Genomic DNA, 26,513 nt, shown 5'->3' with positions numbered 1-26,513 from the left:
CGTTTTGCGGGAGGTAGAAAATGGCACTGGTTGGTAGGCAAGATGATGGAATTCTTGGTCGTCAATATAGAAGTTTCGGGGGAAAGCCCGTCTCCGTCTTGAGCACGCAAGGTGGCCATCGTTCCACCTGGCATCAAGCATCACAAAGGTTCGATGGCGTGGCTGTCGAGCCACGGCAGAGCAGCCTTGCATCTGTTGTGAGAATGCTTGATCGCATCGGTTGCGGCTATCTGATCCTCAACAGCGACAGGAAGGTCATGGAGTGGAATTCAGCCGCTCAAAACACCTTGGAGCGCGAGGGCGAGGCAGCTGATACGGCCGGCAAGGTGTCTGTTGCTCTGAGGCGGCTGATCGCAAACGTGCCGGGGAATTTTCTTCCTGGCACGCTTTCATGGGTGGTGATCCGCGGCATGGGCGACAGGCCCTTGATTTTGAACGAGAAGGGCATAGCAACGCCTGACGCGACGAGTATCGTGGCGCTGCTGGATCGTGAAAACAGGTCTGGACCAAATCCCCAGACGCTGCAAAGAATGTTTGGTCTGACGAGTGCCGAAACGCAACTCGCGCTGCGCTTGGCGCAGGGCGATGCTCCTTTGGAAATAGCCCGCAAGCGGCGCTTGAGCCGGACCACGATAAGGTCACAGCTGGCGTCGCTCTTCGCCAAAACCGAAACACGGCGCCAGGCGGAACTGGTAGCTCTTCTCGGGCGCATATGCGTTTTGCCGTGAGATAAACGCCCATACCATGCGCGCGCACAAGAGGCTTGTGCGCGCGCAATCTGTTGCCGGCGTGCTTGTCCGCCCAGCCCCACCCTACCGCCGTCGTGTGCGCACCCGCCCCAATCTTGGGCGGATCGCAAACACGTGGTTAAGCACGTGCCAGCCCGCCACCTTCATGACGGAAGGCCGGAAAATCTGAACCCCGTCCAGGAACGTGGTCAACCAGGACTGCTGGTGGAACCGCATGGGAATGCGAGCAACCCGCAACGCCCGCAGCAATGTCTCGGGAGGGGGGAGATGGTTGCGATCCTTGATGAGATTCCAGTTAAGCTGCTTGACGGCGAGGGTCACTTCGTCGACCTCGCGGAAACTCTTTGACGTGGTAATGCTTGGATGGTTCGTTGCATCGTAAAAGGTAAGCGGATCGCTTATCGCCACCATGTCGCCATGGCTGGCTAGATCGACGAAGAACAGTTGATCCACTCCGGCCGGAATCTCGTTGTGCGTGCGCATCAAACAGCCGGCACGAATGACGTCGCTGTTGATCAACAATGTGGATGGAATGATCCCCAGGCAGCGTGTCGCGCGCACCAGATAGAGGTCCATCAGGCACTGCTGGCTGGAATAAAGGGAGATCGGTTCCTGCTCCTTGGGGACTTGGCGAAATCGCACTCGCTTGTCCTCGATTATGTTTGCGGCTGACGTCATGAAAGCGACCGAGGGGTACTGTTTGGCAACTTCGGCGAATGTCCTGAGTGCACCTGGCGCAAGCCAGTCATCGTCATGCAGCAACTTGATCCATCGTCCGGAGCAAGCCAGCATAGCGTTGTTGGTGTTCTCCACCTGACCGCGACCTCGACTGTTTTCGATGATGCGGATGCGAGGTTCACTCCGTGCGTAGTCGGTCACGATAGCCCAGGTCTCGCCCTCCGGCCCCTCGTCGTCACTCACGACCAACTCCCAATCGGAGTAATCCTGGCCCAAGACACTGTCGATCGCCCTGCGGATCGTATCCGGTCGACGAAAGGTTGGTATCCCGACCGAGATAAAAGGGCGTGACCATGAGACATCGGCCCGGTCATGCTGAGTGACCGCAACTGCGGTTTGAAGGTTGTCAACCGACGACGAATTCATGGTGTTTTTTCCTCGAGACATTCATGTTGGATGCACGTCGCAGCGCCTGCTGGTTGAGGGTCGTGGGTCAGCAGATACAGCGATGCTGCCATTTTCAGAGCGAAACCCGACGCGCCGCCGGCGGCCATGAAATAGATGACGGTGACTGGCTGCCAGCCCGCCTGGGCGCCGGCGAGCAGCGGGCCAAACACGAGAACCGCTCGTACGAGGTCGATGACCAGTCTTGTTCCTTGCCGCCGTAGCAGAGCGGGAACGTCGCTAAGCGGAGTCGATAACGCTTGTGCCGCGCCCATCAGCGCCAGTGCGGTCATGATTTCCGCGGTGGGCATCCAAGGCTCGCCCAGGAGCGGAACGACCACATAGGGCGCGGCGAGTCCGAGCAGCAATATCGGCACCGCGGTAAAGCCGGCGGCCAGCAGGAGGAGGCCGCGCGCCACACCAAGCAGGTGTCCACGATTGCTGTTCCGGTTTGCTTCGGCGACAAAAACATTGCTGAGCGGTGTGGCGATCAACGTCACAGGACCGGTGACCAGCCGCGCGGCTACCCCCAAATATCCGGCGAATGCGGTGCCGAACAGCCCGCCGACAAGAACTGCTGGAAGATTGTTGATTGCTATGCTCGCGAGCGTTGCGGGAATGTCGAACAGAGGAAATTTGTATTCCCGCCGAGCCTTTTCCAGCACCGCACGCCAGGGTGCGCAGGCGATGCCGCGCAAATCCTCCCAACTCATCACCCGATAGCCGATCAGGCCGATGAAGACGAACTGGCTCAGAATATGGGCATGGATCATGGCTTCGCCGCCGAGGTTGGCGATGCCGAAAACCAATTGCAGTGCAGCCATGCTCGCCGGCAGGATCAGCCGCCCAAGAGCAAAATCGCGCAAAAGCCCGGCGCGCAAACTCCAGCAGTTCATGGCTTCGACCAGACCTGCGCCTCCCATTCCGATCGGAATGAGCCAGGCGAGTGAGCCGAGGCGAGTGGGAGCAAGGTTCGACAGCATCTGTCCGGCCGAAAAGGCCAGGACGGTGGTCACAAACACGGCCAGGAGAATAAGCTTGACCGTCACATAGGCCTGCGTGCTCCCCTTGACCCCATAGAGCGACGCCTCGAAGCGCAATGCCGCGACCCCGGCGAGTATGTTCACGATCGACAGGTAAATCGTAAAGATGCCGAAATCCGCCGGCGAATAGAGCCGCGCCAAAACCGGAATCGCAGCAAGAAGGGTGAGCTGGCCGACAATCGCCATTGCCGACACTCCACCTGCTGCACGAATGATCGAGCCGATCGGGCTCGGCCGAACAACTAGGACGGCTGTGCCGGCCGCAGGAACCGTCTTGGGTCTCAGAAGGTCGCTTGGTGCCATCGGTTCGCGCTTCCGAGGGAGGCAAATATCGGGGATTGCCGCAGCCTACGATGCACACCGGACCTTGCCATCATTCACCTGAATGACGCGCTCTGCGGACAGGCTGCACCGTGAATCGTCCCGGCCGCTCCCTGGGTGAACCGCCGCCAGATCGTCCGTCGCCCGAGGACGAACCTGCGATCGTCATGCTATTTGCTCGCGCAAGAGGTCGGCGCTGTCCTCGAGCCGATATCCGGCATGTTTTTTCAAGTTCACGCGCGTGAGGACGCTGCCGACAGGTATCGCAAGAGAACCGTTGCCCTGAAGGAGTTCCAGCACCCCGCGAGCGAGGGTGCGTGGCGTTTTCCTCCACCGGATGGCGAAAAGAACCACGTCCGCCCATCCTGGCAGAAATTTGGCTTCCGGCCGCCCCAGCGCCGACGGCAGGTTTATGATCACGATGCGATAGGTCGCGTGCAGATCCGCCATCACTTTGCCTCCGTCCTCGCACGATAGCAGCGCCAGCAGGTCGTCCGACGGAGCGGCGGTCATTACGTCGATCCCGATTTCATGCAGCCTGGCAACGGCACCTTGCAGGTCGCAGCGATTGCAAACATAGTCAGCGAAGGAATGGCGGTTCTTGCGCTCGCTGAACTGGTGCAGGAACTCGAGCGTGAGCTGAACGCCCTTGCGTTCAAGATCGACCAACAGGACTCGACCGCCCAGTCGCGTGCCGGCGAGCGCCAGGCTCCACGCGAGCTCGGTCCCGCCATCCTGCGGTACGCTGGAGGTGACAAGCGCCGTGTAGGACGAACGAGCCCTTAGCGCATTTGGTGCCGCCGCAATCAGCAACGACGTCACCGCGCGGCTATATGCGGACCTGCGCTCCCCCAGCACGAGGTTTCGCAGTTGTTTGGCATGAACTCCGCCCGCTTCGGGAATCTGCCCCATACATGGAACCTTGAGCACCGCTTCCGCCTCGGCCTCGCCGCGGAAAGTCCGGTCAAAATGATTGCGCATGGTGACGTACATCGCCCCCAGAATAGCGAATAGGATCATCCCAGGGGGAACAAGGAAGATGGCTGGCAATGTCTGCGGGATAGTCGGCGGCCAAGCCGCGGACAAGATGGAAATCCCAGCCGAGGGAACTCCGATACGCCGCGTCAAATCCTGTTGTCGACCAAGGAGTTCGTTATATCGCTGGGTCAGCAGGCTGACCTGCGGCTCGAGAGCCCGCAAACCGGAAAGCCGGCTGGCGGTGTCGGCCATGACCGCATCCAGGATGTTCTTTCGGCTCTCAAGAGCAGCGATCTGGGCACGGAAAATGTTTGCATCGGCAGCAATCTTGTCGACGCCTTGTTCGATCTTGCTTTGCGTCGTGGTTCTGAGTTCCTGGTCTGCCGGCGCGAGAGCCTGTCGAGCCGCAAGGTCGGCAAGTTCAGGCGCGCCAATAGCTTCGGCCAGGGCGATGAGAGAGGCCCCTTGCTCTCGAAGCCCCTGAACGTATCGAAGCCGAGATTCCACGGCGGCGAGATCCGCCTTTGACATCGACAATTGCTGGCTGAGGTCGGCCCGTTCCCTGGCTGCATTGTCCGCCGAGCCTTGGTCGATGGCTCCGTGGCTCAGCCGATATTTCTCAAGGCGGTCAGCCGCTGCCTGCAGATCATTTTGCAGCCCGGGCAAACTGGCGGTGATTGCATCGAGCTCTTGCTGGTCGGATGCCTGCCTTTTCTTCGCTAGGGTGTCGACATAAACCTGAGCGAAGGTGTTGGCCACGAGCGCCGCCCGCGCGGGGCTGTCATCGGCGAAAGCGACGGAGACTACTCTCGATCGCAGCTCCTGCCCGACCCGCATTCCTCGCCGCAAAGCTCTCAACTCGGAGGCATCCTCGGCTTGTGGACCGCTGGCTGCCTGGTCCGCCCCTGGCCATAGCCGGTCCAGTAGAGCGCCGGCAAGTGAGCGTGTCCTTGGGGGAGGGGTGGCAGACGGTTCAAGCCGGGAATTCCTGCTAGAGGAATTGTCCTGTCCGGTTTCCGCCGCACCTGTCTTGCGCAGTGCCGCCATGACGCGGCGCAGGTGATCTTGCGACGATAGCATCGTGATGTGGTCATCTATGCTTGAATCGACGAGATCCTGCGAAGATGGGGCGCCGACGGGCAGTGAACCGCGCGAGGGGGCGTCGACGATAAGCTGGGTTGTTGACTCGTAGAGAACGGGTCGAAGGCTTCCCAACAACCCCGCCAACAGGCCGCCCAACACAGCGAAGGCAACAATAGACCATTTTCTCCTTGCCAAAATCACGAAGAGTTGGCGCGACGCGGTGGGCGGCTCGACATATTCACGCAATGACCGCACGTGCACTCTGCCTTCGGGAACCGGTGCTGGCGGTTGATTGACCCGTGGCAGCTGGATCGGGCTGATTGCGGAACCTACCATCTTACACTCCTGCCATGTCGAGTTCATGAGTTGGGCCGGTTTGCTGTGCTTGCCGATTGGCGTTGCTCCGCCAGGCCTGGAACATCAAAGCGGACCACAATTCGCGCGAGCGGTTCTGGCCATCAATGTGATCGCGCCAGCAGGCGTCGATCTTCGCAGTATCCAACACGTCACTGCTTTCGGTTCGCATGTCGGCGAGAAGATCGGTGGCCCAGTTGCGCAGCGGACCCCTCAGCCATGCAGCGATAGGGACATCGAAGCCCTGTTTCGGACGCTCGATCAGGTGCTGCGGGAGATAGCGGCGTAGCAATTGACGAAGGATCCATTTGCCGGCGCCATCACGAACTTTCATGTTGGATGGCAGCCGCCAGGAGAATTCGACGACGCGGTGGTCAAGCAGAGGACACCGGCCCTCAAGGCTGTTGGCCATGGTGGCACGGTCCAGCTTCACCAAGATATCGCCAGGCAAATAGCCCGCCATGTCATCGCACAGAAGACGGGAGAGCAGGTCGTCAAGCTGCGGACCGCCGTAGCCGCAGATTGGTTCGGTCGGCCGCTGATGTCCCAGGTTTTCAGCCTGTGGCCGCGCCAGCCGCTGAAACAATTCGTCTTCGTTCGTTGCCGTGAGCAGCCGGGCGAGACGTTCCATTCGGTCGCTCCGGATAAAATGCCTCGCGCTCGCAGAGAGCGGCAGTTTGCCGATGACATCGTCACGTCCGGCGCGTGCGAAAAAACCTGCTCCTGCCGCCAAGGTTCTGCGCAGTTGTCGGGGCAGGCGCAGGTGTCGTTTCAGCCGCTCCGCCATGAAGTGGCGGCCGTATCCTGCGAAGCACTCGTCACCACCGTCGCCTGACAGCGCTACGGTGACGTGCTGACGAGCGAGCCTGGCAACGAGCAAGGTCGGTATTTGTGATTCATCGGCGAAAGGTTCATCCCAGACCTGCGGCAATTCGGGAATGACGTCACGTGCGGCGCTTGGCGAGAGGTGAAGTTCGGAGTGGTCGGTACCCAGATGACGGGCAACGGCCGCTGCGTATGGAGCTTCATCAAAGCCGCCCTCTGCGAACGAGATCGTGAAGCTGCGAACCGGCTTGCAGGATTGGGCCTGCATCAAGGCGATCACGGCTGAGCTGTCGATCCCGCCAGACAGGAAGCCGCCCAGAGGCACGTCGGCGATCATACGTTCCCGCACAGCCAGTCGAAGCCGCTTGTCCAGTTCGTCAATCAGGTCTTCGTCCGTGCCGATGACGGGGTTCCGTCGCCCGTCGGCAGCGACGTCAGCCAGCGACCACCAGCGGTGAACGCGTTGGGAAAGACGGTCCGCGCTGCGGTCTACGGCATAATTCGCCGCGGTGACGGAAAGGACGGAACCAGGCGGCAGTTTGAACACGCTTCGCCAGATACAGCGATGGTCCGGCACCCATCCCGTCGAAAGCATTGTCGCCGCGGCATCAAGATCAAGGTCGGGAGAAAAGCCCGGAAAGGAGTTGATCGCCTTCAGCTCAGAGGCGAAAACCAATGCGTCTCGGGTCGAAGCAACATAGAGGGGCTTTTTGCCCATCCTGTCGCGGGCCAGATGCAGGCTTCTTGTCTTCAGATCCCACAATGCGAAGACGAACATCCCGGCAAATCGATTGAGGGCGGCCTCAAGCCCCCAATGCTCGATTGCGCAGAGCATCACTTCGGTGTCGCTGGCGCCTTGAAAGGTTTGGCCCGCACACTCGAGTTCGCTGCGCAAATCGCGAAAATTGTATATCTCACCGTTGAAGGTGATCACGTACCGGCCGCTGGCGGAATGCATCGGCTGGTGCCCGGCGGCTGACAGATCGACAATTGCCAATCGCCTGTGGCCCAGTGCGATCCCAGCTTCGCGGTCGGTCCAGAGCCCTTCGCCGTCCGGCCCCCGGTGACGCAGCGATGCAGTCATCCGCCCGATCGCTCCGAGCGGCTTTATGTCTGCGGCATCGGAAGCCAATAGAATTCCCGCAATCCCACACATCAGGCCACCCTCGTTTCAGCAAGCTGCCGCCGAATTGCGCTCGGATTTCCGGCGACGAGGCAGAAAGCCAGAGAAAACCACACGATCGGGTGGCGGATGATCAGATGAGGCATGCTGAAGATTATCGTCGACCCCCCGAGCACCAGCAGGGCGTCGAATCCCGCTCGCCAGGCGAAGGACATGGCGGCTCCCACGATCCAGACCAACGCCATCACGGCAAGCAATCCGCCCTGCAGGTAAAGGTCGAGAACGGTGTTATGGGCCTCGAAAGGTCGCTGCAGAAATTGACGGTCGGCGACGGGAGGCCGCTCGAGGTGGGGCCCAGGGCCCAGTCCCAGGGACCCGGATTTCAATCCTTTTTCCACAGCCTCCTGCCAGAGATAAAGCCGGAGTTCGAACGTTTCGACGGTCCGTTCCCCGCCTTCGTCTTTGGTAAGGCTCTTGGCAAAATTGGCGACGCTGGTCTCTTCGGTGAGCGCGTACGGCGTCATTGCAAGCGCTAGAGGCAAGGAACCCGCCAACAGCAGAATTGCCGCCATGCGGGGCATGCTGGCGCGGCCACTCGTTGCAATCCATGCACGAAGCCGCAATCCGATAAAGATGAGGCAGCTCAGGATGCTGGTGTAGAGATAGGTGTCGCTCTTCGTCAACCGGCCGACATAAAAGGTCAGGAGCAGGCATGAGAATGCAAGCAAACGAGCCCATGGGTTGCGGGTGGTCGTAGCAAGATGCAAAGCCAGTGGGCCAAAAAGCGCGCAATAGAGCGCAAGTTGGTTCGGGTTCTCGGACCAGCCACGGAACCGGTCCCAGAACCAGGGATCGACGCCGGACTGGTGGGCTACCCCAAATGCCAGTCCCAGCTGAATTACGAAGCTCCCATTGGCGATGGCGATCACCCACCACGCACTGCGGCGAAGGTGACGATCGGCGTCGGGCTCCGCGGCCGCCAGGCATGTGAAACTTGCCAGCAACACATAGGCCATAACGTCATGTACCAGCCCGGTCAGGTAAAGGACGGTGGTCAGGTAGCCGACGATCGTGCCGATTCCCAAAGCCAGCGACAGGAGCAGCCAAAAGCTCGCCAGTTGGACAAAAGCGGGTGTGGCCTGGAGACGGCCGCCAGCGAGTATTCGTCCAATCGCCAGCACGATCCAGATCGCGATGAACAATTCGCCATAGCCGAGCGGCAATCCCGGAACGCTTAATTGCGTCGCATAGGACATGGCAACTCCCAGGGCGAGCAAGGCGTCCCGGATCATTGATGTGCCCCGCCTCGGTGATTCGCGAGGCCGCCTCCAACCCCAACGGCAGGGAACGGTCGCATGTGCCCCGCGCGGAGTGTGTTTTCGTAAAGGTCGCAGTACTGGTCGACCACCAGTGGCAGGGCAAATCGCCTCCGGACAAGTTCAACAGAACGGGCGCCCATCGCCTTGGCCGCCGCGCGGTCGGACAGCAAGTCTATTGTTCGCGAGGCGAGGGCATCGGCATCATGCGGCGCAACCAGGTAGCCGTTCCATCCGTCTTCGACGACGTCGCTGCAGCCTGGCATCCTTGAGGCCACGATGGGCAGTCCCGCCAGGCCTGCCTCGAGCAACACACGCGGAACCCCTTCGCGATACTGAGTGGGAAACGCGAATACATCGGCCATGCCAAGGAGATCGGCGACATCGCGTCGTGGACCCAAGGCCAGCACATGAGGTGCATGCCGATCGAGCTCCGACTTGTCGATTGCGAATGAGCCCTCGGATTCTCGTGGGCCGACGAGCACAAACCGCGCCGCGGGCCTTGCGGACAGGATGCGAGGGATCGCATTGAGAAGGGTCGCCACGCCTTTCTGGCGCGTCAAACGGCCGACGAAGATCACCACTTCGGCGGACTGAAGGCCGAGGTCCTTTCGCATCTTCGTTGCCGAGGACCCGAGATGGCGCACCGTTGCGAACGCATCGACATCGATCCCGGAGCTGCGTATCAGTCGCGAATTTCCGCGACCGATCAGCCGAAAGCGCTCGAAGAACAGTTGGTCGTCGCGATTTTGGAATACGGTCGCTGCCGTCCAGGAAGACGCAAGCCATTGCAGTGCGCAATAGACCGGACGCAAGGCCAAGGCTCGAGGCTCCAGCGATGAGAACGTCCACCCCAGTCCGTTGATGGTGCGGATAACCGGAACAGTTCCCCGTACCGAAAGGGGCGTCAACAGATTTGGCTTGGTGTCGAAGCTCTGGATGATGTCGGGCTGAAGCTCCTGCATCAAGCGGCGCATCGTTCCGAGGGCGCGCCATTCCCCGCCTCCGCTTGCAAAGCGGTCGAAGGAGAACCTGTGATGCGAAATGTCATGCCGAAGAAACGGTACGGGAGAACCGCTCGAGACCGCCGTCACGCGAAAGCCTTTCTCTCGCAGCGCGATGAGAAAGGGAACTCTCAAGGCGTGATCCTCGCCTCCCACGCAGACCAGGTGCGGGTTCATCTGCCTCTCCCAAGCGCACATCGCCGATTGGCTCTCGATGCTGCCGATGCTGCCATGGCCCGGTTTCATCACCTCTGAGCGCATGCCGCCCGAGTGCACGCTAGGGGGACCCTAGGTGCCTGTCCTCGTCCGTTTGAATGACACAAGGGATGTTTGGAAGGGTAGCGACCAGCGAGGCGAGATTCCCTCGCGATTGCCGGAGCGTCCATGTGACTCGTGTCTTGCGGGATGAGCGCGGTGCTTGCCTGAGCCGGTACGGGTGGCTGGTCTGCATCACCTTGGTTGTCCAAGGTTTTCGAGCGTCCAATTGCGGCGGCGCGGTGCCTGAGCTCCGCGGTTCGCTGTTGGCAATAAATCTTTGACGCGTGGTTGCGCTGGGCCGTCAAGTCGGCCCTCGGCCTGCGCGGCCGGTCTTCAGGACGGAACCGGCACGTCAGCTGTTGGTCCACACATCCGGTACATCTGTCGGCGAGGCCCAGGGGCCTCGCCGACTTCTTAAAGCATTCGCTGGGCTGGTTCAGGTGACCAGGAAAGACGATGCGGTAATCGACAGATGCGGAGAGAGGCTCGCGAAATGCATCTGGTTTGCGCCTCCGACGCCGTCGCTGTCGAAAGAAAGAGCTCCCGTCGAACTGTTGTAGATAATGTGATCGGAACTGTCATGCGCGGCTTTGCCGGCAAAGAAAGCGTCCGACGCGAGGCCCCCCTGATCGAGACCGGCAAAGATGGAATGATCGAGGTGGATCTTGTCCTGGGCTTTGTTGAAATCAGTGATCTTGTCCACGTTTCCAGCACCAAGGGCGGTACTGAACACGAAGGCATCTCTGCCCCCACGTCCGCTCAACGTATCGGCTCCGCCGCCACCGTCGATCTTGTTGGCGCCGGCGTTGCCTTTGACGGTTTGAGCGAACTCATTGCCCGTCAGGTCGATCGCGGCCTTGCTGGACGCCTTGCTGGTCGCGAGTTGTTCGATGTACGAGCCAGCCGATAGGGCGAAACTCACAGAGGCGAGGACTTTATCGATGCCGCTGCCCTTCTGCTCCACCACCTTGTCGTGAGCATTGTCGACGGAGTAGGTGTCATTGCCACCATATCCGGTCATCTTGTCGGCGCCACCGCCACCATTGATCTTGTTGGCGCCGCCATTCCCGTAGATGGCTTGGCCGAATTCATTGCCGGTCAGGTTGATGGCCGTCCTGCCCCCAGAGCTGGCAGTGGAGAGCTGCTCGATATGTGAGCCCGCCGTAAGAGCGTAACTGACCGAGGCCATGACCTTGTCAGTGCCGCCGCCTGGCGCTTCCATCACCTTGTCACGAGCGTTGTTGACAAAATATTTGTCATCGCCCGTCGTGGCGTGAAAACGATCTGCGCCGCGCGTGCCATGGAAGACATGATCGCTGTCCGACGGGGCCGGCGCGGCCGGAACTGGAGCGGCGGCGTCTGTCGGAGGCGTGGCCGGAGCAGGGGCGGCGACGTCGGTTGGAGGCGGGGTCGTGGTATCGATCGGATCGGTTACTGGGGGGGCGGCCGAGCCACCGGTGCTTTGGAGATTGTGCTGTTGGAACAAAGCCTGCAACTCCGGCGAATTCTCCAGAGCTGTGTCTCCGTTCTGCGAACCCCAGGCATAGGCATAATCGAAAGCAGGCGACGGAACCAGTGCTGCCCAATGATCTATCATCGTTTGCATCTGTTCCGTCGTCGGCATCTGATGCTTCCCGCCCGTGTCGGTCGTCCAGTTGCCACCGCCAAAAGTCTGGTAGACCGGAATGATCTTGTCGATCGGGATGCCGGACTTCACTGCCGCGCCCACGGCCCTGTCGATCATGTTGTAGTCGACCGTGCTCACGTCATCGCGCACCGGGTACGGGTCCAACCCGTAATAGTCGATGCCTGTATTGGCCGGATTATAGGTATTGGAAAAATCCGGATTTGTAGGAGACCCCATATTCATCATGGTGACGAAGGTCTTGGCGCCCGGAAAATGGGAATGGATCCAATCCGATTCCGCTTTCAGGTTTTCGGCAGTTGCATATGTGCCCCACCTGCCGGTGGGATCTGGCTCGTCCATCAGGAAAAATCCGAACACCTTGGGATTGTTCAGAAATGGTGTAACTTTTTCAATGAAGGAGGAGGTCACGCCGTCGTGCGCGCCGAGATAGACGAGGCCTTTCATGCCGTCCGGCAAAGCATTGACCTGCGAGAGATATTGAACATCGACCAGGTTGAACCCGGCGGTTGCGACTTCGGTGGCTGATCCACCGGACGCATAATGGAGTGTCATCCAATGATCCTTTGGTTGATTCGATTTATGCCCCGCGTCTGCTTAGGTGATTGCTACATTAGGATGAAATCAAATACGAAACACAGCGAGATAGAATGTTTGATTGATCTAAGTTGTTGCTCAGTAGCAGGTATTTTGCTCAGCCGACTGTGGCTCCTTTGAAAGTGTTTGGGAGCAAGGACATACGCCTCTTTTGCCTGCTCCGTTCTGACCAGTTCCTTTAACGAAAATCGTCAATTTTCGGGAAGTTATCCCCAGACAGGGAGACGTCGGCGGTCGCGTTTCGCTGGTTCACGCCACGAATCCGCTGCATTTTCCTCAAAGTCGACGTATGTAAGCAAAGCGTAAATAAGGGGGGCGACGGATAGCGGCTGCTATGCGAACTAAGAAAGGTTTGAGCCATCACAACTTACGGAAGTAACGGCGCGGCAGTGTCGCGCGAACGGCCGCTGGTCATGAAAACATCGGGGGCCGGTTCTCCCGAGCTACGTTCCGCCATTCTCGCCTGCATGCCTGGGCTGCTTGGCGTGGCGCTGTTCTCGGCAGTGATAAACATTCTCGCTCTGACCGGTTCGGTCTATATGTTGCAGATCTACGATCGCGTCCTGCCGTCGCAGAGCGTTCCCACCCTGGTGGGGTTCACGATCGGAATGCTGGGTCTGTATGCGGTCTATGGGCTTCTGGATTTCGTGCGGCTTCGCGTGTTGGTCCGCATCGGCAGCCGTCTCTACAGGAATTTGCAGCAAAAGGTGTTCTCCATCTCCCTGTCCCTGCCGCTCAAGGCAGGGCGTGATGCGGACCGTCTGCAGCCTTTGCACGATCTTGACCGACTGCGCGGCTTTCTTTCCGGAACGGGACCCACGGTCATCTTCGACGCCCCGTGGATCCCCTTTTATCTGCTGATCATTTATTTGCTCCATCCTTCGCTCGGCCTGCTGGCGACGGTCGGCGCGATCGCTGTGGTCCTCTTAACAGCGATCGCGGAAGTGTTTAGCCGAGGCCCCGCCGCGCGTGCCTCGGAGGAACTGCTGTCGCAGCGGGCGCTGGCCGATTCCGGCCGCCGCAACGCCGAAGTCGTTCACGCAATGGGGCTGTCTGGTCGACTGGCTCGACGCTGGAGCGACGTCAGCCGAGCCTATCTCGCCCAGCAGGAACGTCTCTCTGACGTCGTTGGTGGCGCCAGTTCGCTGTCGAAGGCCCTGCGGATGGCGTTGCAATCCTGTGTTCTCGGTCTCGGCGCTTACCTGGTGATCGGCGGCGAGGCTTCACCTGGGGTGATCATCGCATCTTCCATTTTGCTTGGCCGCGCCTTGGCTCCGGTCGATGCTGCGATCGCAAACTGGAGAGGCTTTCTGTCGGCCCGGCGCAGCTATTCCGAGTTGGCAGCGGTCATGACGGCATTCGGCCGCCAGGACGAGCCAATGGAGTTGCCTCGGCCGCAGGCGCGGTTTGCGGTCGAGCAATTGACCATTGCGCCGCCCGGCCTGCCAAAGCCAACCGTGGTCAATGTGAGCTTCCATCTGTCGAGGGGCGCTGGGATGGCCGTAATCGGCCCAAGCGGTTCCGGCAAGACAACTTTGGTGCGTTCATTGGTCGGGGTGTGGAAGCCGCTCCATGGCTCGGTGAGATTGGACGGCGCCTCTCTCGATCAATGGAACTCGGAACAGCTCGGCGCCCATATCGGCTACATGCCGCAGGACGTGGAGTTGTTTGACGGCACGGTAGCGGACAACATTTCTAGGTTCCGAGGCAAGACGGATCCGAAAGGCGTCCTTGCGGCGGCAAGGGCAGCCGGCGTCGAGAAAATGATAATGCAGCTCCCTCAGGGATTTCAGACCCGCATCGGCGAGGGCGGAGCGGCCCTGTCGGCAGGGCAGAGGCAACTCGTGGGTCTCGCCCGAGCACTTTATGGCGAGCCGTTTCTTGTCGTGCTCGACGAACCGAACTCGAACCTCGACGTGGACGGTGACGCTGCCCTGGCCGGCGCCATACGGGCAGTGCGTCAGCGCGGGGGCATCGTCATTGTCGTTGCGCATCGTCCCTCAGCTCTCGCTAATATCGATCAGGTACTGGTTATGTCGAATGGAACGGTTCATGCCTTTGGCTCGCGCGAAGAGGTCTTGGCGAACGTGCTCCGACCTTCACCGCCTGTTTCACCTCGGCCATCTTCTTTGGCGCCGATACCGGGGGTTGCCGGGCATGCATGAGGCTCTGCTCGAAACATTCGTCACCTTCTCGTCGTACGCTCGGACCCTTCGTGGCAGCAAACGGCCTGCCGTGAGCGCGCCGGATCTGTCGGACGGTATACGGGCCAACCTGATATTCGGCTTGGCGATTACCGGTCTGCTGGTTCTTGGCGGCGGTCTATGGCTGGGGTTGACCAAGATCGCCGGCGCTGTGGTTGCACCAGCCACCGTGGTGGTGGAAACCAACGTCAAGAAGGTCCAGCATCAAACCGGAGGCACAGTGGGCGGGATTTTCGCGCAGGACGGAGATCATGTGCGAGCCGGCGACGTGTTGGTCAGGCTGGATGACACGCTGACTCGCGCGAACCTGCAAATCATCAGTGAGGATCTCGATCGCGCGACCGTCCGGCTCGCCCGGTTGGAGGCCGAGCGCACGGGCCTGGCGGAAATGCAGCTGCCGGCCGGCCTGAAGGCGCGAATGAACCAACCGGAGCTGGCTGCGCTCGTCAATGGCGAGCGCGCTCTCTTTGAAACGCGCGCTTCGGCTTTGGCTGGACAGAAGGCACAGTTGAGAAGCCAATCCCAGCAACTTGAACGTCAGATCGACGGTCTTAAAGCGCAACAGAGCGCGGTGGATGAATCGGTGGCTCTGCTAAGCAAGGATTTCGCCGACGTTGATTCCCTCTACGCCAAAAAACTCGTCTCCAAGGAGAGGGTGAGCAACATCAAGCTGGATGCCACCCGGGCCAGGGGAGAATCGGGGCGCCTCGCTGCAGCAGTAGCTGAAGCCCAGGCGCGCATCAGCGAAACGGGGTTGCAGATGCTGCAACTGGATGACCAGAGGCGCACTGACGTGACGACTGAGCTCCGCGAGACGGAAGCCAAGCAGACCGAACTCAACGAACGCAGGATTGTGGCGCAGGATGAACTGACCAAGACAACGATCCGTGCACCGCAGTCCGGAACGATACAGGAATCGGCTGTCCATACCGTCGGCGGCGTTATCGCGCCTGGCGAGATGCTCATGACCATCGTACCTGATGCCGACGATCTTGTGGTGGACGCGCTGATCCCTCCGTCGCGGGTCGACGACGTCCGGCCTGGGCAGCCGGTATCGATCCGTTTTCCGGCGTTCGACGTGGGAACCACTCCGGTCTGCCAAGGGTCAGTGAAACACATCTCGGCAGATCTGATTAAAGACCCGCAACGTCAGCTTTCCTATTTCTCGGCGCGTATCAAGGTTGAAAGCAAATCGAACTGCCTGACTGAAGCGAAGGTGCTGAGGCCAGGTATGCCCGCCGAGGTTCATATCCGCACCGACGAACGCAATGTCTGGTCTTATCTGATGAAACCCTTTGCGGATCAGATGTCCAAAGCGTTTACGCAGTGATGGCGAGGTGGCGGAGGGCGTGACCAATAGGATATCGGGATTTCTGGCGGCCCGACGGCTTTTGGGGGCGGGCGGCCGTCGAGCCTAACCGGCGACGCGGGGATGAAGCGCCTCCGGCTGGAGGAAACATGCGCGTTGTGTGACGCTACCGCATCATTCGAATAGCGAGGCCGGATTACCGCCCCCAGACGACGGCATTCTCGTGCCGTTTGATGATGTGCTTCAGGTTTTCGAAGGCGGTCGTGACGTGGCCCGCGAAGCGCTCTGCCGCCGGCGAGCGTGGTCCGCTGGTCGCGGCCGAACTCCTTGACGGCGAGGTACAGCCGGATGAGGTCCCCCCGGAGGCGCATTCGCTTGTTTATCTCGACCGTCGCTGGCATCGCCTGCACAAGGAACTGGACGGGGTGGCTGAGCTTCTTGAGTCGTCGCGTTTTCTTTGAACGGCGCCGAAGCGGCGCGGGTTGTCCGGTCGTTGCGCAGTTGGGCACTGGCCGGAACTTCGTCCCGCATCGGATGCGGTACGAGTGGATAGCAATTTTGTCGCAGATGACATCAGACATTTCCACAAAATATCTCACATGTTGACGTTAACTTAACATGCTACTATGGTCTGTTTGCCGCGTCGGATGCGTCGCTTTTGTATCACCGTTGCTCGTTGATTGTCGTCATGTCTGTCATCTCTATCCCACCCTGCAGGATTGCCTTGCAGCGCCCTTCACCAGTTGCTGAAAGCGGCGGCGCCCATGCCCAGTTTGCTCGGAATCGATAACGGTCTCACGGTCACCAAGGCGGTGATCTTCGATGCCGATGGCACGCAGTTGTCGGTGGCGCGTCGGCGGGTTCCGCAATCGATGCCCCATGCGCGCTGGGTGGAGCGCGACATGGCTGGCCTCTGGCAAGCGACCGCCGATGCAATCAAGGAGGCGATCGCGCTGTGTGGCCGCCCGGCGGACGACATCAGGGCGGTGGCGGCAACCGCGCATGGCGACGGTCTCTATTTGCTCGACAAGGATCGTCGGCCGCTAGGCCCCGGTATCCTGTCGCTTGACAGCCGCGCCGGCGAGATTGTCGAACGATGGTCGGCGGATCGAGTCTTCGAAGACGCCTTGGCGCGCACGGGCCAGGCGCCGCACGTGTCGGCGCCGTCGGCGCTGCTGGCCTGGATCAGGAAGAACGAACCCGACCGCTATGGGCGCATTGGGCACATACTGGCCTGCAAGGACTGGCTGCGCTTTTGTCTGACCGGCACGATCGGCACCGACCGTACCGAGGCCAGCACCTCATTCACGGATTTCCGCACGCAAGCCTTCGCGCCGGAAGCGATGCGCATCTTCGGACTGGACGATCTGTTCGACGCGCTGCCGCCGATGGCGCATTCGGCTGAAATCGTCGGGCATGTCACTGCCGAGGCAGCCGAAATGACCAGCCTGGCCAAGGGAACTCCAGTCGCGTGCGGACTGCATGACGTGACCGCCTCCGCACTGGGCATGGGCGGCCATGAGGAGGGCGTGCTCGCCATCGTCGCTGGAACCTATTCCATCAACGAAGTCGTCTCTTCAAAACCGCGCGTCGACCCGCGCTGGTTCTGCCGCAACGCCATCGACGCGGGCCGCTGGAACAACATGGCGATCTCGCCCGCCTCGACCGCGAACTACGACTGGTTTCTCGACACGTTCTGCCGCTCGGAACAGGAGAGGGCATCGGTTGATGGCGGCTCAATCCATGACGTTTTGGCGGCAGAGATCGATGAGGCGCTGAAAAACCGGTCGACCATCCTGTTTCATCCCTATCTGTTCGGCTCCCCCTTTGGCGATGTCGCCAGCGGCAGCTTTGTCGGCCTTCATGGCTGGCACAATCGCGGCGATATGCTCAAGGCGGTCCTGGAGGGCATTGCTTTCAATCATCGTACCCATGTCGAAGCCTTGCGCGACGGCTTTGCTATCAGCGAGATCCGCCTGACCGGCGGCGGCTCGCGCAATCCGGCCTTCGTCCAGATGTTTGCCGATGTGCTGAACGCCCCGGTCATCGTCACCTCGACCGACGAGGCCGCGGCCTTTGGCGCTGCCCTTTGCGCGGGTGCCGCGGTTGGCATCTTCGCGACGCGGCAACAGGGCGCAAGGCAGGTCGGCATGACGGCGCGCCAATACGAGCCTGAGCCGGCCTCGAGTGCTGTGTTCAACGAGCGCTTTTCCCTCTATGGGCGCATAGCCGGTGCGCTCGAACCGCATTGGCCTGACATCGAGAAGCTGGCGCGGCCAGACACCGGGGGAAGCGCATGATTAAGGCCGACGAACGACGCGAAGAGATCGCCGACTATGTGATCAAGCTCGGCCAGGTGCGCATCGACGATCTGGTCGAGCATTTCGGCGTGTCGCGCATGACCATCCACCGGCACATCGACCGGCTGGCGCAGCAGGGCGTGTTGCGCAAGCTGCACGGTGCGGTGACGGTTCAGCCTTCCGGCCTCTACGAAAGCGCCTTCCGCTACCGGGTGACGGTCAATCGGGCAGAGAAGGATGCGCTGGCGCGGGCAGCACTCGATTATGTCGAAGCCGGCCAGGTGGTGATGCTGGACGATTCCTCGACGGCAAACGCCGTCGCCACACTGCTGCTCGACGTCAAGCCGCTGACCGTCATCACCAACTCCGTAGCGACGGCATCACTGCTGATCAATGTCGACGAACTCGACTTCATCTGTCTCGGCGGCCAGTACCACAACACCTACAACGCCTATATCGGCATCGTCTGCGAGAACGCGGTGGCACAGCTGCGCGCCAATGTGCTGATCTGTTCGGCTTCGGCCATCACCGGAACCACCGCCTTCATCCAGGATCCCAATGTCGTGCGGGTCAAGCAGGCGATGATGGCCGCATCGGTCAAGCGCATCCTCCTCGTCGATCATGCCAAGTTCGACCGGATCGCACTGCACGTCTTCGACGATCTGACCAGCTTCGATGTCGTGCTGGCGACCGAAGGCCTGGGCGATGCGCGGGCGCAGGCCCTCGAACGGGCCGGCGTGAAGCTGCGCATCGTCAAGACGAAAGTGCCATGAGCTCGAGCGAAGCAACACGTACGGAAAACCCCGCCGGGCGTTTGGCCGCCATGGCCGGGACCGGCGAGGTCGACGTCGTCATCCTTGGCGCCGGCATCAACGGAGCAGGGCTGTTTCGCGACCTGTGCGCGCAGGGCGTCAGCTGCCTGATCGTCGACAAGGCGGATTTCGGCTCCGGCACCAGCGCCGCGCCATCGCGGCTCATTCATGGCGGCCTGAAATATTTGGAAACCGGCGAGTTTGGGCTGGTCGCGCAGTCGACGCTCGAACGCAATCTGCTTTTGAAGAACGCGCCGCACTATGTCAGCCCGCTGCCGACGGTCATCCCGATCTTCTCCTGGAGCAAGGGCATGCTGGCGGCGCTGCGGACGCTGTTCGGCTCGACCAGTGCGCCGCGCAGCCGTGGCGCCATCCTGATCAAGATCGGCCTGATGATCTATGATTTCTATGGCTCGCGAAACCAGGTCATGCCGCGCCACCGCATGGTCGGGCGGCGGCGGGCGCTCAGTGAGATGCCTGCACTCAATCCCTCGATCGTCGCTACCGGCACCTACTATGACGCCAAGATAAGCCACCCCGAAAGGCTGGTACTCGAACTGATCCTCGATGGGCTGCAGGCAAACGCGGCCTCGGCCAGCGCGAACTACACGGAGCTGGCGAAGTCCGCCGATGGCGTGCTGACCTTCCAGCCGGAAAACGGCGCGGCCTTTTCGGTGCGGCCGAAGCTGGTGGTCAATGCCGCCGGTCCCTGGATCGATGACGTCAACGATTTGCTAGGCGCGCCGTCGAAGATGATCGGCGGCACCAAGGGCTCGCACATCCTGCTGAAGCATGACGAGCTGGTCAAAAGCCTTGCCGGGCGCATGCTCTATTTCGAGGCCGATGACGGCCGCATCTGCCTTGTCTACGACTATCTCGGCCTGGCGCTGGTCGGCTCCACCGACATCAAGGCTGACAATCCCGACGCGGTGCGCTGCGAGCCTGACGAAGTCGAGTACCTGCTCGACAGCGTACGCACGCTGCTGCCGGGAATGGCGTTCGAGCGCGACCAGATCGTCTACGCCTATAGCGGCATCAGGCCGCTGCCGGCCTCGGATGCGTCGCTGCCCGGGCTGATCAGCCGTGACCACTCGGCGCCGGTCGCCGAGCCGGATCGGAACAGACCTTTCGCGGTCATCTCGCTGGTCGGCGGCAAGTGGACGACCTTTCGCGGCTTCGCCGAGGAAGTCGCCGACACCGTGCTCGGCCGTCTGCAGCGCAGCCGCAAGGTATCAACCCAAGCCATGCCGATCGGCGGCGGCAGGGATTTTCCGGCCGATGCCACAGCACGAGCAAATTGGCTGGCTCTGGCTCACTCGGAGACGGGCGCTGGAGAACGCCGTCTCGATGAGCTGCTGTCGCGATACGGCACCAGAGCCACGCAGATCGCCACACATGGGCCGGATGATGAGGGCCGGCTGCCGGATTCAGAAAGCTACAGCCGATCGGAAATTGACTACATCGTCCGCAACGAGTTCGTCGAACATCTGGCTGATATCGTCATGCGCCGCAGCACCCTGGCGATATCAGGGTCACTGACGGGCCGGGATCTGCAGGAGATTGCGACGATTGCCGGACGGGCGCTGGGCTGGAGCGCCGGGCGCCTCGCAGAGGAAGTCGAGGCGGCCGCCCTGGAGCTCGAGGGCCGGAACCTGATGCGGTTGGGCTGATCACTCCGTCGCCGATATTCCCAAGGCAATCCGATCGGTTTGCCCATGGATGCGCCGCATCCGAAAATCGTCCAACTCACAGGCTGATTGGGATTTTCTCATGGGCGAATATTATTCATTTAAAACAAATAGTTGACTGCCAAATGGATGGCGACGAGCTGCGCAGTTCTGCTGGTGTCGGCAGGATATAACACAGATTGACGTTAAATTAACATCGCAGTATGATCGGGTGACATGCGGACCTCCTAATAGGTCGATGTTGCCCGCCGAAATGCCGGCAGACCGGCGTTCGGGAAGGTCGAGACCTGTGAATTCCCCGTATGTGCATGCGCCAAATCCGGCGAGGGATTGACAGCGATGCAGGGATGTGAAAATTTTTGCACACAAAGATAATAATATCATCTCAGGGAGGAGATGGCTTGGAATCCGGCGGAGCCGCTAACCGCGATCATGAGTCCAGCCTCGCCACCCGCGCGGCCTGGCTTCACTATGCCGGGGGTCTGACGCAGGCCCAGGTGGCCAAGCGGCTCGGCCTGACCAGCCTCAAGGCGCACCGGCTCATCACGCGGGCCACCCAGGATGGCCTTGTCAGGGTGATCATCGACGGCGACGTCGGCGAATGCATCGACCTCGAGCAGCGGCTGATCGATGCTTACGGGCTCGATTACTGCGAGGTCGTTCCTGATCTCGATCAGGACGAGCTACCGCTGAAGGCCCTTGGCATCGCCGGCGCTCAGTTTCTGAAGCGCGAGATCGATCGCGGCGAGGACATGCTGATCGGCGTCGGCCATGGCCGCACCCTTGCCGCAAGCGTCGAGTATCTGACGCGCACCGCCGCTGCCCATATCCGTTTCGTCTCGCTGCTTGGCGGTGTGACGCGCAAATTCGCGGCCAACCCGCACGACGTCATGCATCGGCTGGCCGAACGGACCGGCGCGCAGGCCTATGTGATGCCGGTGCCTTTCGTCGCCAACACCGCCGAGGACCGTGAGGTGCTGCTTGGCCAGCGCGGCATCAGCGATGTCTTCGACCTCGCAAGCCGGTCCGACCTGATGTTCGTCGGCATAGGGACCGCCGAGCGGGAAGCTTCGCTGGTCGCTACCGGCATGATCGAACATTCCGAAATCGATGAGGTCAAACGCGATGGTGGCGTCGGCGAGCTGCTTGCCCACTTCTTCGACGATAAGGGACGCCCGGTGGAAACGGCGCTGTCGGAAAGAATTCTGGCGCTTCCGCGGGACCAGTTGAAAGGCCGCAGGATCGTCGCCGTCGCCGGCGGCAAGATCAAAGTGCGTGCCATCAAGGCGGTGCTCGAAAGCCGTTATCTGAGCGGCCTGATCACCGACGAGTCCACCGCTCGTGCCCTTGTCGAACAGAACAAACCCAATGGTGCGAAGCGCCATGTGAACGGAGGATCGTCAAATGCGTGACAAGCGCGGATCAGCCTTGCTGGCGGTTGCGTCATGAGCGCGAAGGCCGCCAGCGCATCGGCCAGACCGGCCTCGCCCGGCCTGCGTCGGGCACTTGCCGGCGCCGCGGTTGTCGTCCTGCTCGGCGCCATGGCGCTCGACACCAAGGTGGTCAGGATCGGCTCCGCCGGCGATGTCCGCAGCGCCGTCTTTTCCGCCGCCGACTACGGCAAGTCGGAATTTCCCAAGGTGCAGGCCGATGTCGATGCGCGTGCCGCAGACGCGGCAACGGTGGCCACGGCGATCGCCAAGGACAGGGCAACCGCGGAAAAGGAATATGGCGTGCCGGCGGGCGTCGGACCGGTCATCTCGGTCAAGTTCACCGGTGTCGTCGGCGAAGGAAAATCCGGCATCTACAAGGTCGCCGTCGAAGGCGTGCCGGACACGCTGATGATCCGCGTGCAAACGGGACCGGCGATCAACGGCACCGAGCTTCGCGACGCCACCGGCAAGATCACATTCGGCCAGTTCACCAACCAGATCGAGTACCAGGACGCCGGTTCGGCGTTGAACAACGAGATGAAGAAGGAAGTTCTTGCAAAGCTCGACACCAGCGCCTTGACCGGCAAGACCATATCGGTGGTCGGCGCGTTCAAGCTGGTCAACCCGAAGAGCTGGCTCGTCACCCCCGTGAGGCTCGACGTCAAATGAAACCGGCTGCCGACACCGGACCCGCGACTGGCGACGCCGTGCTTTCGGCGCGCAATATCGTCATGTCGTATGGCGGCGTCCATGCGCTCAAGGGCGTCAATTTCGACATCCATCGCGGCAAGGTCACGACGCTGTTCGGCGAGAACGGCGCCGGCAAGTCGACGCTGATGAAGATCCTGTCCGGCGTCGTCACGCCGACGTCCGGCGACATCGTGCTCGACGGCAATCTCGTCAGCTTTTCCTCATCCTCGGACGCGCGCGATCGCGGCATCTCGATCATCCACCAGGAACTCAGCCTGGCGCCGAATTTGAGCGTTCGCGACAACATCTTCATGGGCCGCGAACTGCGCACCAGGACCGGCCTCGACTTCGCCGAGGAGCAGCGCCAGGCCCGCGCGCTGATGGCCGATCTCGAAGAGGACATCGATCCGATGACCCTGGTCGAGGATTTGCGCCTGGGCCAACAGCAGATCGTCGAGATCGCGCGCGCGCTGTCGGTCGATTCTCGCATCCTCATCATGGACGAGCCGACCTCCGCGCTCAGTGCAACCGAGGTGGAAGTTCTGTTCAAGGTGATCCGCGATCTGACCAGCCGCGGCGTCTCCATCGTCTACATTTCACATCACCTCGAAGAGGCGCTGCAGATCACCGACTATGCCGTTGTCCTGCGCGACGGCGCGATAACGGCGACGGCCGAAGCCAGGGACATCGACCTCGAGTGGATCGTGCGCAACATGGTTGGCGAGAATTTCGATCTCGGCTCGCCGCCGACCGGTCATGAGTTCGGCGAGGTCGCCCTGTCGATCGAGGATGTGAGTGTCGTTGACACTTCGGGCTCAGGCTATTCCGTCGTCGATCACCTGTCGCTGGACGTCAGGGCCGGCGAGATCGTCTGCATCTATGGGCTGATGGGCGCTGGGCGCACGGAATTGCTGGAGGCCGTCGCCGGACGGGTGCCGATGGCGGGCGGCCGCGCGCTGCTGGAAGGCGAGGATGTGTCGGGATTGAGCATTGCCCAGCGCATCTCCAGAGGGCTTGTGCTGGTCCCCGAGGACCGCCAGCGCGACGGGCTGGTGCAAACGATGACCGTCGGCCGCAATCTCTCGCTTGCCAGCATCGAAGAGTTCGCCAGGGGGCTGTTTCTGTCCCGTTCCAGGGAGCGTGAATTGGTCGAAGACTCGATCCGCAAGGTGACCGTCAAGACCGCTGGCGGCAACGCCATGATCGGATCGCTGTCTGGCGGTAATCAGCAGAAGGTCGTCATCGGCAAGATGCTGACGACCAACCCCAAGGTCATCCTTCTCGACGAGCCGAGCCGCGGCATCGATGTCGGCGCCAAGGCCGAAGTCTTCCGCTTGCTGAGCGAACGCGCCGCGCAAGGGCTTGCGGTCGTCTTCTCGACCTCGGAGGTCAACGAATGCCTCAGCATTGCCCACCGCATCGTCGTCATGCGGCGTGGCAGGATTTCAGCTGAATTCGGCGCCAACGCCACCAAAGAGCAGATCATGGCCGCCTCCGGCGAAGCCGTGGTCGCCTGATCACCAGAATTTCGGAGCCCAGACCAATGACCGACGTCAGCCAGGCCAGAAAACAGTCCAGCCCAAGCGCGGGCGGCGAAGGCTTCGATCTCGCCAAGCTGCTGCTCGAGGGCCGGGCCTTCTTTGCCCTGATCGTCATCATCGTCGTGTTTTCGATCCTGTCGCCCTACTATCTCTCGGTGGCGAATTTCCTGACCATGGCCTCGCATGTCGCCATCTTCGGAATCCTCGCGATCGGCATGCTGCTCGTCATCCTCAATGGTGGCATCGATCTGTCGGTGGGATCGACGTTGGGCTTGGCCGGCGTCGTTGCCGGCTTCCTGATGCAAGGGGTGACGCTGACCTGGCTGGGCGTCGTCCTCTACCCGCCGGTCTGGGTGGTCGCGGTGCTGGCCTGCATGCTGGGCGCCGTCGTCGGGCTGATCAACGGCGTGCTCATCGCGCGCTTCAAGGTTCCGGCGTTCGTGGCCACGCTCGGCGTCATGTACATGGCACGCGGCCTGGCGCTGCTTATGACCAGCGGTCTGACCTACAACAATCTCGGCGGCAAACCGGAGCTTGGAAACACCGGCTTCGATGCGCTTGGCTTCAACCGCCTGTTCGGCGTGCCGACCGGTGTCGTGGTTCTCGTGGTCATCGCGCTGATCGGCAGCATCGTCCTGAATCGCACCGCTTTCGGGCGCTGGCTCTATGCCTCGGGCGGCAATGAACGCGCGGCCGAACTGTCCGGCGTTCCAGTCAAGACGGTGCAGATTTCCGTCTATGTGCTGTCAGGCATCTGTGCCGCCATCGCCGGCCTGATTCTGTCCTCGCAGTTGACGTCGGCTGGGCCGACCGCCGGCACCACCTACGAACTGACGGCCATCGCGGCCGTCGTCATCGGCGGCGCGGCACTGACCGGTGGGCGCGGCAACATTCGCGGAACCCTGCTCGGGGCCTTCGTCATCGGCTTCCTGTCCGACGGTCTGGTGATCATCGGCATCTCATCCTACTGGCAGACAGTGTTCACGGGCGCGGTCATCGTGCTCGCGGTGCTGCTCAACGCCGTTCAGTATCGCCGCCGCAGCAAGCTCCCAAGCGCGACAGGTGGCCAACCGACTTCTCAGAAACGGGGGAAGGCCGAACCGGCCAATCCTGCCCAAGGGAAGACTGCCAGGTGAACTGGCAGCAACACCGCGTAATCATTGGAGGAATGTACATGAAAACCATGCTGAAAAGTCTGCTCGCCGCCGCGATGGTCGTCGGGTTCACGGCCGCTGCATCAGCCGCGGGCCTAATCTCGATCATCGTCAACGATCCGGCCAACCCCTACTGGCTGACCGAGGGCAACGTTGCCAAGGCCGAGGCCGAGAAGCTTGGCTACACGGCCAATGTCGGCGCCCACAAGGGCGACACCAATACCGAAAGCAATTTGATCGACACCGCCATCACCAACAAGTCGGTGGCGATCATCCTTGACCCGGCCAACGCCGACGGTTCGGTCGGCGCGGTGAAGAAGGCGATTGCCGCCAACATCCCGGTGTTCCTCGTCAATGCCGAGATCAACCAGGAAGGCCTCGCCAAGGGGCAACTCGTCTCCAACAACGCGCAAGGCGCTGCTCTCGGTGCCCAGCAGTGGGTGCAGGCGGTCGGTGAAAAGGGCAAATATGTCGAACTGCTCGGCGCCCCGTCGGACAACAACGCCGCCACGCGCTCGAATGGTTACGCGACCGTGCTGAGCCAGTACCCGGATCTCGAAAAGGCTGCTTCGCAGGTCGCCAACTGGGATCGTACCCAGGGCCACGACAAGATGCAGAGCATGCTGCAGGCCAATCCCGACATCATTGCCGTGATCAGCGGCAATGACGAAATGGCTCTCGGCGCGGTTGCGGCGCTCAAGGAAGCGGGCAAGCTCGCCGGCATCAAGGTCGGCGGCTTCGACGGCTCCCCGGATGCGGTTGCGGCGATCAAGTCCGGCGAACTGCAGTACACCGTGCTTCAGCCGGTCGCCATCTTCTCGGCCAAGGCCGTGCAGCAGGCGGACTCGTTCATCAAGACGGGTGCCACCGGTGCGGCGACCGAGAAGCAGCTGTTCGATTGCCTTCTCATCACCAAGGACAATGTCGACAAGTACACGGCACCCTTCGTGCTGTCTGAGTAATA

The 26,513-nt window shown here is 61.3% G+C and carries 19 protein-coding genes; 12 read left to right on the top strand and 7 right to left on the bottom strand.

Going from position 1 to position 26,513, the window contains the following annotated elements; all coding sequences use genetic code 11:
- Positions 1-20: 20 nt before the first annotated feature.
- Positions 21-728, top strand: coding sequence for a helix-turn-helix transcriptional regulator (locus MESCI2_RS0108745; protein WP_027036252.1), 708 nt, complete (start codon positions 21-23; stop codon positions 726-728).
- Positions 729-812: 84 nt separating this feature from the next.
- On the opposite strand, the gene MESCI2_RS0108740 is transcribed toward MESCI2_RS0108745, so the two are convergent.
- From MESCI2_RS0108740 to MESCI2_RS0108710, 7 genes are all read right to left on the bottom strand, one after another.
- A complete protein-coding gene (locus MESCI2_RS0108740; RefSeq protein WP_032900507.1) occupies positions 813-1,853 on the bottom strand; it encodes a glycosyltransferase family 2 protein in 1,041 nt (346 codons plus the stop codon).
- Positions 1,850-3,100, bottom strand: coding sequence for an oligosaccharide flippase family protein (locus tag MESCI2_RS0108735; RefSeq protein WP_245270263.1), 1,251 nt, complete (start codon positions 3,098-3,100; stop codon positions 1,850-1,852). Before MESCI2_RS0108735 ends, MESCI2_RS0108740 begins: the two co-directional genes overlap by 4 nt.
- Before the next feature lie 300 nt (positions 3,101-3,400).
- The gene (locus MESCI2_RS0108730; protein WP_027036249.1) at positions 3,401-5,632 is read right to left on the bottom strand and encodes a GumC family protein; all 2,232 of its coding nucleotides are present in this window, start codon (positions 5,630-5,632) and stop codon (positions 3,401-3,403) included.
- A 1-nt stretch (position 5,633) separates the two neighbouring features.
- Entirely contained in the window at positions 5,634-7,631 is a 1,998-nt protein-coding gene (asnB, locus tag MESCI2_RS0108725) for an asparagine synthase (glutamine-hydrolyzing) (protein ID WP_027036248.1), read from the bottom strand.
- Positions 7,631-8,854, bottom strand: a complete 1,224-nt coding sequence (locus MESCI2_RS0108720) for an O-antigen ligase family protein (protein WP_245270262.1) — start codon at positions 8,852-8,854, stop codon at positions 7,631-7,633. Before MESCI2_RS0108720 ends, asnB begins: the two co-directional genes overlap by 1 nt.
- Positions 8,855-8,886: 32 nt before the next feature.
- Entirely contained in the window at positions 8,887-10,095 is a 1,209-nt protein-coding gene (locus MESCI2_RS01000000134485; protein ID WP_032900565.1) for a glycosyltransferase family 4 protein, read from the bottom strand.
- A gap of 517 nt (positions 10,096-10,612) precedes the next feature.
- Positions 10,613-12,376 carry a calcium-binding protein gene (locus MESCI2_RS0108710; protein WP_027036246.1) on the bottom strand — a complete coding sequence of 588 codons (1,764 nt, stop codon included), beginning with the start codon at positions 12,374-12,376 and terminating at the stop codon, positions 10,613-10,615.
- 455 nt (positions 12,377-12,831) lie between these two features.
- Here MESCI2_RS0108710 and MESCI2_RS0108705 point away from each other — a divergent pair, with 455 nt between their 5' ends.
- The 11 genes from MESCI2_RS0108705 to MESCI2_RS0108655 all read left to right on the top strand — a co-directional run bounded on the left by MESCI2_RS0108705 (position 12,832) and on the right by MESCI2_RS0108655 (position 26,511).
- Positions 12,832-14,583 carry a type I secretion system permease/ATPase gene (locus MESCI2_RS0108705; protein WP_032900563.1) on the top strand — a complete coding sequence of 584 codons (1,752 nt, stop codon included), beginning with the start codon at positions 12,832-12,834 and terminating at the stop codon, positions 14,581-14,583.
- Positions 14,576-15,952, top strand: a complete 1,377-nt coding sequence (locus MESCI2_RS0108700; RefSeq protein WP_050596505.1) for an HlyD family type I secretion periplasmic adaptor subunit — start codon at positions 14,576-14,578, stop codon at positions 15,950-15,952. The genes MESCI2_RS0108705 and MESCI2_RS0108700 overlap by 8 nt, the downstream gene beginning before the upstream one ends.
- A 242-nt stretch (positions 15,953-16,194) precedes the next feature.
- Positions 16,195-16,392, top strand: coding sequence for a hypothetical protein (locus MESCI2_RS0108695; protein ID WP_245270261.1), 198 nt, complete (start codon positions 16,195-16,197; stop codon positions 16,390-16,392).
- Between the two features lie 303 nt (positions 16,393-16,695).
- Positions 16,696-18,231 (top strand): FGGY-family carbohydrate kinase, encoded by a 1,536-nt coding sequence (locus MESCI2_RS0108690; protein ID WP_027036242.1) that lies wholly within the window; start codon positions 16,696-16,698, stop codon positions 18,229-18,231.
- Positions 18,228-19,004, top strand: a complete 777-nt coding sequence (locus MESCI2_RS0108685) for a DeoR/GlpR family DNA-binding transcription regulator (protein ID WP_027036241.1) — start codon at positions 18,228-18,230, stop codon at positions 19,002-19,004. The genes MESCI2_RS0108690 and MESCI2_RS0108685 overlap by 4 nt, the downstream gene beginning before the upstream one ends.
- Complete coding sequence (locus tag MESCI2_RS0108680; protein ID WP_027036240.1) at positions 19,001-20,713, top strand: glycerol-3-phosphate dehydrogenase/oxidase; 1,713 nt, start codon at positions 19,001-19,003, stop codon at positions 20,711-20,713. Before MESCI2_RS0108685 ends, MESCI2_RS0108680 begins: the two co-directional genes overlap by 4 nt.
- A gap of 419 nt (positions 20,714-21,132) precedes the next feature.
- Positions 21,133-22,143, top strand: a complete 1,011-nt coding sequence (locus MESCI2_RS0108675; RefSeq protein WP_027036239.1) for a sugar-binding transcriptional regulator — start codon at positions 21,133-21,135, stop codon at positions 22,141-22,143.
- Positions 22,144-22,176: 33 nt separating this feature from the next.
- Positions 22,177-22,833: a DUF2291 family protein gene (locus MESCI2_RS0108670; protein ID WP_027036238.1), complete on the top strand. Its 657-nt coding sequence runs from the start codon at positions 22,177-22,179 to the stop codon at positions 22,831-22,833.
- Positions 22,830-24,371, top strand: coding sequence for a sugar ABC transporter ATP-binding protein (locus MESCI2_RS0108665; RefSeq protein ID WP_027036237.1), 1,542 nt, complete (start codon positions 22,830-22,832; stop codon positions 24,369-24,371). The genes MESCI2_RS0108670 and MESCI2_RS0108665 overlap by 4 nt, the downstream gene beginning before the upstream one ends.
- Before the next feature lie 26 nt (positions 24,372-24,397).
- The gene (locus tag MESCI2_RS0108660) at positions 24,398-25,531 is read left to right on the top strand and encodes an ABC transporter permease (protein ID WP_027036236.1); all 1,134 of its coding nucleotides are present in this window, start codon (positions 24,398-24,400) and stop codon (positions 25,529-25,531) included.
- A gap of 38 nt (positions 25,532-25,569) precedes the next feature.
- On the top strand, positions 25,570-26,511 hold the full coding sequence (locus MESCI2_RS0108655; protein ID WP_013533072.1) for a D-ribose ABC transporter substrate-binding protein: 942 nt from the start codon (positions 25,570-25,572) through the stop codon (positions 26,509-26,511).
- The last annotated feature ends 2 nt before the right edge of the window (positions 26,512-26,513 follow it).

Origin of the sequence: Mesorhizobium ciceri WSM4083, from assembly GCF_000519305.1 — a bacterium.
In the GTDB taxonomy this organism is placed as follows: Bacteria; Pseudomonadota; Alphaproteobacteria; order Rhizobiales; family Rhizobiaceae; genus Mesorhizobium; species Mesorhizobium ciceri_B.
This window is presented reverse-complemented; position numbering and strand designations above follow the sequence as displayed.